Here is a 12,066-nt window from a genome sequence, read left to right as displayed (position 1 = left end):
ATTTGCGACATGCCAAGACCGGGAAAAGGACCACGGCTCTACGAAAAGAAACGACCGAACGGAAAGATCGATTTCTACATCCGCGACACAGGTGTTTCCGACATCCCGACAGGCATCTCTGGACTCGAAAATCGCGGCGAAGCTGAGCAAAAACTAGCTGAGTATATTGCCAGCAAGAGAGGTAAGCTCGAACCAAGAGATCGCGACCGCGCCGTTCAGTCGGTATCGGTCGTATCTGTTCTGGAATATTACCTCGATCATGCCTCAGCTGATCTCGCGTCGGAAGAACGTGCAGTCTACGCGATTAAGTCGCTTTTGCCGTTCTGGAACGATAAGACTGTTGCTGACATTAATCGTCATACATGCACCGAATTCGTTCGGCAGAGCGCGAATGCTGACAGTACGGATAAGAGATCTCTTGGTGTTCTCCGCCGAGCGTTAAACTTCGCACACGAAGAGCAGGTAATCGCATCTGCTCCGCGCGTGTTCACTCCGAAGTCTGCCAAGCCGCGCCCGGATTTTCTGACGCGCGAGGAATTCGGAAGGATCCTCTGGTTATTATACTTCGGACACCGCAAACGGGGTCCTGATGGAAAGCTGACCTTCAAGGGCCGGACGAGGAAGACAAGGCATGCGGCGCGGATCGCTCTTTGTCAGTTCTACACGGGGTCCAGGTCAAAGACCATCGGTAAGACAACGTTTAAGCCGCGCCGGGATGGACCGTATTTAGACCTGGTGGAAGGTGTCTGGTATCGTTCAGGCATCGATGAACGTGAAACCGCAAAGCAACGGAAACCGCATCGCATTCCTCGACGATTACTCTCTCACCTCCGGCGCTGGCAGAAGAATGCAGAAGCGTCCGGGCAGATCTACATTGCCGAAACTGCCAGACATCCAGGTATGCCCATTCTGACAATCAGGAAGTCGTTACAGAGGGCAGCAGAGAAGCTTGAAATCATGACCGAAGAAAACGGTCGGAAAATTAATCAACATACGCTCAAGCATACTGCTATCACATTGGCAATCCAGAATGGCATGAGCATCGAGCAAGCTGCGGACTACTTCTCGACGAGTCCTCAGACGATTTCGGACGTCTACTGGCACCACTCTCCGAGTTATCACGATCAACAGGTTGACATCATGGACAACCTCAAGAAGCGCAGGGCGTGATCTCGTCCGGTTTCGTCCGGAAACTCCTGGCATTGTCGGGAAATAAAGGAGAATTACCGGACGTGGGCGATCACATAATGAAATAAAAACAATAACTTAGAAAGTTGGCGCTGCCCTCCGAAGGCAGAGGCCAAAGGTTCGAATCCTTTCAGGTGCGCCATTCCCCCGTTTCTTGGCGCAAGCCCCAGAAAATTCGTACGAATTTCCTCTACCCAAGAGTCTCCCTACGAAGACTCTTGCGGGTCCGACCGTGACTCAGGGGCGGTACTTCCAGGTCTTGGTGTCGACCGACATCCAGTCGGGCAGGCCGATGAACTTCTCCGCTCCCGCGATCAGCAGGCAGATCCCGATGATGGCAAAGACGAACTTGACGCGTCCCGCGCTTGGCGGGTTCTGCGCCCAGCGCGCCATGCGAAACAGCCAGCGCGGATTCATCGGGCCGGGGTCCTGGCCGGGCAGACGATGACTTTTTGGCGCGGCATTTCCGGTTCCTCTTGCATTTCGCGGGTCAGTTTACGACACAGACCTGCACCGCCACAAGCCAACGGACCGACCTGTCTTCATGCCATCCCATGCCGAAACCCGGACGCTACCCTATACCGCGCAACAAATGTACGACCTTGTCGCCGATGTGGGCTCCTACCCCGAATTCCTGCCCTGGACCGCCGCCGCGCGGGTGAACAGCGTCACCCCGCAGGACGACGGCAGCAAGGTGATGGAGGCCGACCTGGTGATCAGTTTCCGCGTCTTCCGCGAGCGGTTCAGTAGCCGGGTCGTGCTGTGGCCCGAGAAAAAACGGATCGAGACGGAATACCTTGATGGTCCGTTTCACCACATGCGCTCCAACTGGGAATTTCGCGACGTTGGCGACGGCCAGTGCGAGGTCGGCTTCGATGTCGATTTCAAGTTCAAGAACAGGCTGTTGCAGGGCGCGGCGGAGCTCTTCTTCTACGAGGCGATGAAACGTATCGTGCGCGCCTTCGAGACACGGGCGGAGGCGCTTTATGGACGGGGTTGAGATTTCCAGACGCCTGGCCGGGTTCGCCCTTGGCCCCGTGAAAGCGCCGGATGCGATGGAAATCCTGCGCGTGTCGCTGCTCGACTGGGCCGCGGTCGGCATTGCCGGGCGGGACGAACCCGTGGGCCGCGTCCTGCGTGCGCAGGCCGAGGACGAAGGCGGCAGTCCGCAGGCGGGCCTGATCGGCAGCGATCTGCGCGTACCCGCCCGCATGGCCGCGCTGGTCAATGGCACGGTGTCCCACGCGCTCGATTACGACGACACGCATTTCGCCCATATCGGCCACCCGTCCGTAGCCGTGATCCCCGCCGCCCTCGCCGTGGGCGAGTCGGTAGGCGCGACCGGCCCCGCGCTGCAGGAGGCCGCGCTGATCGGCGTCGAGGCGTCGATCCGCGTGGGCGTCTGGCTGGGCCGGGCGCATTACCAAGTGGGCTTTCACCAGACCGCCACCGCCGGGGCCTTTGGCGCGACGCTGGCCGCCGGGCGCCTGATGGGGCTGACGCCGGAGCAGATGCAGCACGCCATCGGCCTCGTGACCACCCGTGCCTCGGGGATCAAGGCGCAGTTCGGCAGCATGGGCAAACCGATGAACGCCGGCCTTGCCGCGTCGAACGGCGTCGAGGCGGCGCAGCTGGCCGCGCGCGGTTTTCTCAGCGCGCCCGGCGCGATGGACGGGCAGAACGGGTTCGGGCCGACGCATCATGGCGAAGGGCGGGGCACGGCGTTCGATACGCTGGGCCAAGAGTGGCTGTTCGAAAGCGTGCAGCACAAATTCCACGCCTGCTGCCACGGCCTGCACGCCACGCTCGAGGCGATGCGCGACCTCGATGCACCGGCGGACCGGGTCGAGACGGTCGAGATCGCCACCCATCCCCGCTGGCTGAGTGTGTGCAACATCGCGACGCCCGAAAGCGGGCTTCAGTCCAAGTTCAGCTACCGCATGGTCGCCGCAATGGCGCTGACCGGGCACGACACCGCGCGGCTGGAAAGCTTCGACGACGCGCTCAGCCGTGACTCCGACCTCGCCGCGCTGCGCGACCGGGTCCGCGTGGACAGCGACGACAGCCTGACTGAAATGCAGGCCCGCCTGCGGGTGACGCTGACGGACGGCACCGTGCGGGATCTCTTTCACGACCTCGACGCCGATCCCGGCCTTGCCGCGCGCCAGAAACGCGTGCGCACCAAGGCCGCCGCCTTGCTGGGCGACGGGCGCGCCGAGGCGATCTGGCAGGCGATCGAGGCCGATGCCCCGCCGGAAGAGTTCTCGGCGCTGCTGGTGCGCTAGGCCGGTCAGTCCTTTGGGAAGATGACGGCGTCCTCTGGCAGGTCCACAACGCTGCCGTCGTATTTCGGCAGGTCGTCGTCGATCTTCAGCCATGGCAGCCGCTTGTCGTAATGCACGTGAAAGGCCGGCTGCACTGCGCCCGGGTCTTTTAGCGCGGCGGCGTAGACGTGCATGTCCCCCGGATAGTGATCCGCCTCGAACGCCATGGGCGTGCCGCAACTGGCGCAGAAATGGCGGTAGGCGCCGGGCGAGCTTTCGCGGGTCGCGGGCGCTGCACCGGTCCAGTGGAACGCCGTCACCGGCACGCCCAGCCACGCCACCACCGGCGCGCCGCAATTGCGGCGGCAGTCGTCGCAGTGGCAATAGCAGGCCCAGGTGGGCGCACCCTCGAACTGCCAACGCGTGGCGCCGCAATGGCATTGGCCCCGTGTCGTCATGTCGGAAACATCCTGTGCTGAACGCTACCTGCAGTCCTAGCCGCAGGGCAGGGACCGGGGCAAGACGGCTCAGCCGAGCCCCTTGAGCAAAAGCGCCAGCGCATGATCCCGCGCGGCGATGCGCACCTCGGCCCGGCCCAAGGCACCGAATTCCACCGTTTCCACTTGCGTCACGCGGCCCACGCGCGCCAGCCCGAAACAGACGCGCCCCTCGGGTTTGTGCTCGGACCCGCCGGGGCCGGCGATGCCGGTGATCGATACCGCCACGTCGGCCTCGGAATGGTCCAGCGCGCCTTCCGCCATCTCCCGCGCGACCTCTTCCGACACCGCGCCATGCGCCTCCAGCGTCTCGGCCCGCACGCCCAGCATCTGCTGCTTGGCGCTGTTGGAGTAGGTGACGAAGCCGCGTTCCACGACCGCCGAGGAGCCGGCGATATCCGTGAGCGCGGCGGCCACCATGCCCCCGGTGCAGGATTCGGCCACTGATACCATCAGCCCCGCCGCCTTGGCCGCCTTCAGCACGTCCTCGGCGCTCATAGCCCCAGCACCCCGTGCGACAGCCAGGCGAAGAGCATGACGCCCAGCGCGGCGAAAAGCCCGGCGATCAGGTCGTCCAGCATCACGCCGAAAGCGCCGCCCTGCCGGTCGGCCCAGCCCACGGGCCCGGGTTTCCAGATGTCGAACAGGCGGAACAGCAGGAAGGCCGTCACGAAGCCCGGCCAGAGCGCCCAAAGCGCGGCGCCCGCATGGGCCGCGCCGATCGACACGGGCAGGAAGGCCAGCCATTGCCCGGCCACTTCGTCGATCACGATCTCGCTTGGGTCGTGATCCTCTTTCCCCTTTGTTTCCAGTGCCGTGGCCCACCATCCCAAGGCGAAAGAGGCCACTATCCCGAGGCCCAGCAGCACCGGCCCGCCGATCACATGCAACAGCGCCGCCACGGGCAGTGCCGCTAGCGAGCCCCAGGTGCCCGGCGCCGGGCGCAGATAGCCCACGCCGCCGAAGGTCGCGATCAGCTGCGCCGCCCTCATGGCCGCACCAGCGTGGCCACGGCCTGCGCCGCGATGCCCTCGCCGCGGCCGGTAAAGCCCAATTTTTCGGTGGTGGTGGCCTTGACCGACACGCGGTCCACCTCAAGGCCGATGATCTCGGACACCCGCGCCTGCATCGCCGCCGCGTGCGGCCCGATCTTGGGCGTCTCGCAGATCAGGGTCAGGTCCACGTTGGTGATACGGAATCCCCTTTCAGCGGCGAGGCCCGCCGCGTGGGACAGGAATACATGGCTTTCGGCGCCTTTCCACTGGGGATCGCTGGGCGGAAAATGCCGGCCTATGTCCCCCTCGGCCATCGCGCCATAGATCGCGTCGGCCAGCGTGTGCAGCCCCACATCGGCGTCCGAATGTCCTTGCAGGCCACGGTCATGCGGCACCGCGACACCGCACAGCATCACGTGGTCGCCGGGGCCGAAACGGTGCACGTCAAAGCCGGTGCCGGTGCGTATGTCCATGGGGCCTCTCAGAATGGTCTCGGCCCGGGCGAAATCCTCGGGCGTGGTGATCTTCAGGTTGCTTTCGCGCCCCGGTAGGATGCGCACGGGGATGCCGGCGGCCCGCGCCACCTCGACATCGTCGGCGGCACCTTCGGGCGCGGTGGCATGGGCGGCGGCGATCATGTCGCGGTCAAAGCCCTGCGGCGTCTGCGCTCGGAAAAGCCCGGTGCGCTCCTGCGTACCGGTGACCAGCCCGTCCTCGCCCTGCCACAGCGCATCGCTGACCGGCAGGGCCGGGGCCGCTGCCGGGCAGTCCGGCCCCAGCGCCGCGATGACCTCGGCGATCTGGTCCGGGGACACGCAGCAGCGGGCCGCGTCGTGGATCAGTACATGGGTCGCGCCCACGCCCTCCAGCGCCGCCAGACCGTTGCAGACCGAGCCCGCGCGTGTGTCCGCGCCCTCGGTCACCGTGATCCCGGGCTCGCCGCTCAACTCGCCCATGTCGTCGGGATGCACCACGACCACGATCCGCTCGACCGCCGGCACCCCGCGGAACGCCGCCAGCGTCCAGTCGATCACCCGTTTGCCGGCGACGCGCTGCCATTGCTTGGGCCGTTCGCCCCCGGCGCGGATGCCACGCCCTGCGGCGACGATGATGGCTGCGATGCTCATACGCTTTGCTTACGCAAGCGGGCAGGGGCTTGCAATGGGCGCGTCATCCGACCTTTTTGCCCAATTTTTAATCACTGACGCCTTTTTGATCTTAATTTGGGCGTTCATAAATTGTACTTGGAGGGTCACGGCCATAAAACCTCCACATGCTCATTCGTTAGGCACCCATGCTGACCATCGGCCCCCGAAACCTACATCCTCCGGTCCTTCTTGCCCCGCTTGCGGGGATCACCGACCTGCCGTTCCGCAGCCTGGTCAGCCGTTTCGGCGCGGGCCTGGTGGTCAGCGAGATGGTCGCCAGCCAGGAAATGGTGCAGTCCAAGCCCGGCGTGCGCGAAAAGGCCGAGCTGGGGTTCGAGGCCGCCGACACGTCGGTGCAGCTGGCGGGGCGCGAGGCGCACTGGATGGCCGAGGCCGCGCGCCAGGTCGAGGGCAATGGCGCCAAGGTGATCGACATCAACATGGGGTGTCCGGCCAAGAAGGTCACCAGCGCCAGCGGCTCGGGCGCCAGTGGATCGGCCCTGATGAAGGATCTCGACCACGCGCTCACCCTGATCGAGGCGGTGGTGGGCGCGGTGTCCATCCCCGTGACATTGAAAACCCGCCTTGGCTGGGACGACACCAACCTCAACGCGCCGGACCTCGCCCGGCGCGCCGAAGGGGCAGGGGTGCGCATGATCACCATCCACGGCCGCACCCGCTGTCAGTTCTACAAGGGCTATGCCGACTGGGCCGCGATCCGCCGCGTCAAGGACGCGGTCGGCATCCCCGTCATCGCCAATGGCGACATCACCGGCACCGCCGCCGCCCGCGACGCGCTGATGAAATCCGGCGCGGACGGTGTGATGATCGGGCGCGGCGCGCAGGGGCGTCCGTGGCTGTTGGCGCAGGTGGCGCACGAGTTGCACGGCACGCCCGCGCCGGAGATTCCAGAGGGCGGAGACCTTACGCGGCTGGTGCAGGACCACTATGACGCCATGCTGTCCTTCTATGGCACCGATCTGGGCACCCGCGTCGCGCGCAAGCATCTGGGCTGGTACATGGACGGGCGGGACACACCCCAGGCCTTGCGCAAGCGCATCCTGACCGAGCGCGACCCCGCCAACGTCAACCGCCTGCTCGAAGACGCGATGACCACCCCGGAAAGGACCGCCGCATGACGGGCCTCGACGAAATGGTCTGGACGTCGCTGCCGGTGCCGGGGCTGATCCTGGACGGGCAGGACCGCATCGTCCAGATCAACCCGGCCGCCGAGGGCTTTCTGATGACCTCGGCCCGCTCGATCATCGGGCAGCCCGTGTGGGACAAGCTTGCCGTCGACGCGCCCATCGAAGAGGCGCTGGAACGCGCCCGCGAGAAATCCGCGCCACTGTTCGTTAATGACGTGGACGTTGGCACAGGGGACCGCGCCCCGATGCAATGCAACCTGCAGATCGCGCCGGTGTCGGGCTGGGACGATCACATGATCCTGCTGATCTCGCCCCGCGAACTGGCGGGCCGCGTGACCCAAAGCCAGTCGGTCAAGTCCGCCGCCAAGTCCGCCATCGGCATGGCCGAGATGCTGGCGCACGAGATCAAGAACCCGCTGGCTGGCATCACCGGCGCGGCGCAGCTTCTGTCAATGAACCTAGATCAGGACGACCTGGAACTGACCGATCTGATCGTGTCAGAAAGCCGCCGCATCGTCGGGCTGCTGGAACAGGTTGAGCAATTCGGTAACGTGAGCCTGCCCAAGCTGCGCGCGGTCAACCTGCACGACGTGCTGGACCGCGCCCGCCGGTCGGCGCTGGTGGGCTTTGCCGCCCACATGACGATTGTCGAGGATTACGATCCCTCGCTGCCGCTGGCGTTGGCCGATCCTGACCAGCTGTTGCAGGTGATCCAGAACCTTCTCAAGAACGCGGCTCAGGCCGCGGGCGACAAGGGCGGCACCATCACCCTGCACAGCTATTACGAACAATCGCTGCGCGTGCGCCGCGACGGTGGGGGGCCGGGCAAATCGCTGCCGCTTCAAATCGAGGTCATCGACGACGGTCCCGGCCTGCCGCCGGAAATCGCCGGCAACGTGTTCGAGCCGTTCGTGTCGGGCCGCGAGAACGGCACCGGCCTCGGCCTCGCGCTGGCGGCTAAGATCGTCTCGGACCTCGATGGCTGGCTTTCGGTCAACTCGGTGCCCGGACGCACCGTATTTCGTATTTCGCTGCCGCGCGCCGGCAAGGACATGGAGGAAAGCTAATGGATGGCACGGTACTGGTCGCCGATGACGACCGCACGATCCGCACGGTTCTGACGCAGGCCCTGACGCGGGCGGGATGCCGGGTGCACGCCACATCGTCACTGACCACGCTGATGCGGTGGGTGGGCGAGGGCAAGGGCGACGCGGTGATCACCGACGTCATGATGCCCGACGGCAATGGCCTGGAAATGCTGCCCAAGATCAACCAGGACCGCCCCGGTATGCCCGTGATCGTGATCTCGGCCCAGAACACGATCATGACCGCCATCCAGGCCGAAGAGGCCGCGGCGTTCGATTACCTGCCCAAGCCCTTCGACCTGCCCGACCTGATGAAGCGCACCGCGCGGGCGCTGGATGCCCGCACCAAGCGCGCCCCGGCCGAGCCCAGATCCGAGGATCGCCCAGATGAGCTGCCGCTGGTGGGGCGCACTGCGGCGATGCAGGGGCTTTACCGTGTTGTGGCCCGGCTGATGAACACCGACCTGCCGGTGCTGATCACCGGCGAATCCGGCACCGGCAAGACCCTCATCGCGCGCGCCATCCACGATTTTTCCGACCGGCGCACGCTGCCCTTCGTGACCGTCACGCCCACCGACCTGGCCGATCTGGAAGGCCCGGCGCGGGTCATGGCGCGGGCCAAGGGCGGCACCATCGTGCTGGACGGGGTGGGGGACCTCAGCACCGATGCGCAGGCCCGCGTGGTGCGAATGATGGACGCGCCGGGCGATCACGTGCCGCGATTCATGGCCACATCGCTGGGCCGCCTGGCCGACCGCCTGGAAGAGGGCAAGCTGCGCGAGGATCTGTATTACCGCCTGTCGGGCGCGGTGGTCGAGGTGCCGTCCCTGCGCGCGCGCGTCGACGACATTCCGCTCTTGGTGCAGCACTTCCTTCTGAAGGCCGAGCGCGAGGGCCAGCCGACCCGCACGCTCTCCGAGGACGCGATCGAACTGATGCGCGCCTACAGCTGGCCCGGCAACGTGCGCCAGCTTGAAAACGCGGTCCAGCGCCTTGGCCTGACCGCGCGGTCATCCGAGATCACCCGCTCCGAGGTCGAGGCCGTGCTGGGCAACCAGCCCGAGGCCGCGCCGGTGGTGGGCGGCGGCGGGGGCGAAACCCTGTCGACCTCGATCTCGCGCCACCTGCGCCGGTACTTCGACCTGCACGGCAACACGCTGCCGCCGCCGGGCCTTTATGCGCGAATCCTCAAGGAGATGGAGATGCCCCTGATCGAGATCGCGCTGGATGCGACGGGCGGGAATCAGGCCAAATGTGCCGATCTTCTTGGCATTAACCGCAATACATTGCGCAAGAAAATCACCGACCTTGATATTCGCGTGACACGGCGCCGCAAGTTGATGTAAAACTGCAACATCACTGTGGCGCTTCGGAAGCTCTGCCAGGTTCCAAGCCACATCTGGAGGTGCGGCGCATCCCGCGCCACAACCTGATGGGGGGATTGCGTGGCTGCAAAAGCACGCAGACTGACGTGGGAAAAGCTAGGGCGTCTGCGCCGGATGAAGCGCGTGCGCAATGCCGCCGCCTTCAGCCTTGTTGTGCTGGGGCCCGTTCTGGCGCTTTTGACCTATCTCGTCATGGGCCCGCTCGACCAGGGCAGTTCGTCCAACATCCTGCGCATCATCCTGTTGGCGGACATGGTTTACATCATCATGGTCGCAGCACTTGTGCTGCAACGCGTGGTCCAGATGGTTGCCGCGCGGCGCCGCAAATCCGCGGGCTCGCGCCTGCACCTGCGCCTGACGGGGGTCTTCGCCCTCATGGCGCTCTTGCCCACGATCACCGTCGCCGTCTTTGCCACGCTGTCGGTGAACATGGGGCTCGAGGCGTGGTTTTCCGACAGGGTGGGGCGCGTGGTCGATAATTCCGTCGCCGCCGCACAGGCCTATGAGGACGAGCACCGCCGCGATCTACTTGTGGACGCGCGCGCCCTGGCCTCGCTCATCAACGCCACCAAGCGCGCTGCCGTCTTCCTGGACGATGGCGACATTCGCCAGATCCTGTCGCGCGGCCAGCGCGAGATCCAGCGCGGCCTGCGCGAGGCCTTCGTGATCGACGGCACCGGCGACATCCGCTCGCGCGGGGAACGGTCGTATCTTTTCGACTACGAGGAACCCTCGCGCGAGATGTTCGACGAGGCCAACGAAGAGGGCGTCGTCATCATCCGCGACTGGGACAACAACGAGTTCCGCGCGCTTATGCCGCTGGAAGAGATCCCCGACCGCTATCTTTACGTCAGCCGCAATGTCGACGGCGACATCCTCAGCCTGCTGGACGACACTCAGGAAACCGCGCGCTTCTACCAGCAGCGCGAGGACGAGCGCGACCGCGTCCTGTTCGAGTTCGGCGTGCTCTACCTGGGCTTTGCGCTGATCCTGATCCTGGCCGCCGTCTGGCTGGGCATGTGGTTCGCCGAACGCCTCAGCCGTCCCGTGGGCCGCCTGACCAGCGCGGCACAGCGCGTGGGCGAGGGCGATCTGGACACCCAGGTGCGCGAGGAAGATGCCGACGACGAGATCGGGATGCTGTCGACCTACTTCAACCAGATGACGCGCCAGCTGAAGCAACAGCGCGACAGGCTTCTAAGCAACACCGAACAGATCGAACGTCGTCGCAGGCTGTTCGACTCCGTGCTGGGGTCTGTGTCCTCGGGGGTGGTGGGGCTTGATGTGAAGGGCCGCGTCACCTTCGTCAACCGGTCCGCCGAACGCTTGCTCGACTGGCACGAGGACCAGCAATCGCTGGCGCTGTCGGTGGCGATCCCGGAATTCGGCGCGCTTTTCGACCGGCTGAAAGAGTCCAACACCGGCTTCGTGCAGGAGGAAATCAAGGTCAGCCGCACGGGCCGGATGGAAAACCTTCTGGTGCGCATGTCGACCCGCACCAACGATGGCGGCCGGCGCGAAGGCTACGTGGTGGCCTTTGACGACGTGACCGACCTGGTGACCGCCCAGCGCATGGCCGCCTGGGGCGACGTCGCCCGCCGCATCGCGCACGAGATCAAGAACCCTCTGACCCCGATCCAGCTGTCGGCCGAACGCATCAAGCGCAAGTTCACCAGGCTGCTCGACGACGACCAGGCCGCCAGCCTGGAACAGCTGACCGACGTGGTCGTGCGGCAGACCAACGACCTGCGCCGCATCGTCGACGAGTTTTCCAAGTTCGCCCGGATGCCCGAGCCCCAGACCAAGGTCGAAAGCCTGACCAAGCTCCTGCGCGAGGCGGTGCTGCTGCAAGAGGCGGGCCAGCCCGATGTCACCTTCGAGGCGACGCTGACCGACGACGCCCTGATGGCCGAGGTCGATGGCACCATGCTGCACCAGGCGCTGACCAACCTGATCAAGAACGCCGGGGAAGCCATTGAAAGCCTTTACGAAAAGGAAGGCTCTGACGGGCACCAGCCGCAGATCCGCGTCACCAGCACGCGCGAGGACGACAGCGCGGTGATCCGCATTTCCGACAACGGCATCGGCTTGCCCGAGGACCGCTCGCGCCTGTTCGAGCCTTACGTGACCACCCGCGAGAAGGGCACCGGCCTGGGCCTGCCCATCGTCAAGAAGATCATCGAGGAACATGGCGGCAGCCTTGGCCTGGAAGACGCCGAGCCGTTCGCGGACGGTGCCCGCCCCGGCGCCATGGCCGTGATCCGCCTTCCCCTGACCCGGGCCGAGGCCGCGCCCGAACCCGACCCGGACCCCGATTTGAAAGAATATGACCAACGACAGGCCGTATGAGGTGCCC

The 12,066-nt window shown here is 65.4% G+C and carries 12 protein-coding genes; 7 read left to right on the top strand and 5 right to left on the bottom strand.

Annotated elements, in window-relative coordinates; translation table 11 throughout:
* The first annotated feature begins 9 nt into the window (after nt 1-9).
* The gene (locus tag XM53_RS23665) at nt 10-1,170 is read left to right on the top strand and encodes a site-specific integrase (RefSeq protein ID WP_236544393.1); all 1,161 of its coding nucleotides are present in this window, start codon (nt 10-12) and stop codon (nt 1,168-1,170) included.
* A gap of 255 nt (nt 1,171-1,425) precedes the next feature.
* Here the strand turns inward: XM53_RS23665 and XM53_RS00880 are convergent, their stop codons facing one another.
* Nucleotides 1,426-1,605: a hypothetical protein gene (locus tag XM53_RS00880; RefSeq protein WP_057789360.1), complete on the bottom strand. Its 180-nt coding sequence runs from the start codon at nt 1,603-1,605 to the stop codon at nt 1,426-1,428.
* 127 nt (nt 1,606-1,732) lie between these two features.
* Here XM53_RS00880 and XM53_RS00875 point away from each other — a divergent pair, with 127 nt between their 5' ends.
* The gene (locus XM53_RS00875; RefSeq protein WP_057789358.1) at nt 1,733-2,188 is read left to right on the top strand and encodes a type II toxin-antitoxin system RatA family toxin; all 456 of its coding nucleotides are present in this window, start codon (nt 1,733-1,735) and stop codon (nt 2,186-2,188) included.
* Nucleotides 2,175-3,473 carry an MmgE/PrpD family protein gene (locus XM53_RS00870; RefSeq protein WP_057789356.1) on the top strand — a complete coding sequence of 433 codons (1,299 nt, stop codon included), beginning with the start codon at nt 2,175-2,177 and terminating at the stop codon, nt 3,471-3,473. Before XM53_RS00875 ends, XM53_RS00870 begins: the two co-directional genes overlap by 14 nt.
* A 5-nt stretch (nt 3,474-3,478) precedes the next feature.
* On the opposite strand, the gene XM53_RS00865 is transcribed toward XM53_RS00870, so the two are convergent.
* From XM53_RS00865 to XM53_RS00850, 4 genes are all read right to left on the bottom strand, one after another.
* A complete protein-coding gene (locus XM53_RS00865) occupies nt 3,479-3,910 on the bottom strand; it encodes a GFA family protein (RefSeq protein WP_057789354.1) in 432 nt (143 codons plus the stop codon).
* A 69-nt stretch (nt 3,911-3,979) separates the two neighbouring features.
* Entirely contained in the window at nt 3,980-4,447 is a 468-nt protein-coding gene (locus XM53_RS00860; protein ID WP_057789352.1) for a CinA family protein, read from the bottom strand.
* Complete coding sequence (locus XM53_RS00855; protein ID WP_057789350.1) at nt 4,444-4,941, bottom strand: phosphatidylglycerophosphatase A family protein; 498 nt, start codon at nt 4,939-4,941, stop codon at nt 4,444-4,446. The genes XM53_RS00860 and XM53_RS00855 overlap by 4 nt, the downstream gene beginning before the upstream one ends.
* On the bottom strand, nt 4,938-6,071 hold the full coding sequence (locus tag XM53_RS00850) for a bifunctional 2-C-methyl-D-erythritol 4-phosphate cytidylyltransferase/2-C-methyl-D-erythritol 2,4-cyclodiphosphate synthase (RefSeq protein ID WP_057789348.1): 1,134 nt from the start codon (nt 6,069-6,071) through the stop codon (nt 4,938-4,940). Before XM53_RS00850 ends, XM53_RS00855 begins: the two co-directional genes overlap by 4 nt.
* Nucleotides 6,072-6,238: 167 nt before the next feature.
* Between XM53_RS00850 and dusB the strand changes: the two genes are divergently transcribed.
* From dusB to XM53_RS00830, 4 genes are all read left to right on the top strand, one after another.
* Nucleotides 6,239-7,231 carry a tRNA dihydrouridine synthase DusB gene (dusB, locus tag XM53_RS00845; protein WP_057789347.1) on the top strand — a complete coding sequence of 331 codons (993 nt, stop codon included), beginning with the start codon at nt 6,239-6,241 and terminating at the stop codon, nt 7,229-7,231.
* Nucleotides 7,228-8,307 carry a two-component system sensor histidine kinase NtrB gene (locus XM53_RS00840; RefSeq protein WP_057789345.1) on the top strand — a complete coding sequence of 360 codons (1,080 nt, stop codon included), beginning with the start codon at nt 7,228-7,230 and terminating at the stop codon, nt 8,305-8,307. Before dusB ends, XM53_RS00840 begins: the two co-directional genes overlap by 4 nt.
* Nucleotides 8,307-9,671 (top strand): response regulator, encoded by a 1,365-nt coding sequence (locus XM53_RS00835; protein ID WP_057789343.1) that lies wholly within the window; start codon nt 8,307-8,309, stop codon nt 9,669-9,671. Before XM53_RS00840 ends, XM53_RS00835 begins: the two co-directional genes overlap by 1 nt.
* A gap of 153 nt (nt 9,672-9,824) precedes the next feature.
* Nucleotides 9,825-12,059 (top strand): sensor histidine kinase NtrY-like, encoded by a 2,235-nt coding sequence (locus tag XM53_RS00830; protein ID WP_057789340.1) that lies wholly within the window; start codon nt 9,825-9,827, stop codon nt 12,057-12,059.
* The last annotated feature ends 7 nt before the right edge of the window (nt 12,060-12,066 follow it).

Source organism: Roseovarius atlanticus, assembly GCF_001441615.1.
Taxonomy (GTDB): domain Bacteria; phylum Pseudomonadota; class Alphaproteobacteria; order Rhodobacterales; family Rhodobacteraceae; genus Roseovarius; species Roseovarius atlanticus.
Note: the sequence above shows the minus strand (reverse complement) of the source record. Positions and strands in the feature narration are given on the sequence as shown.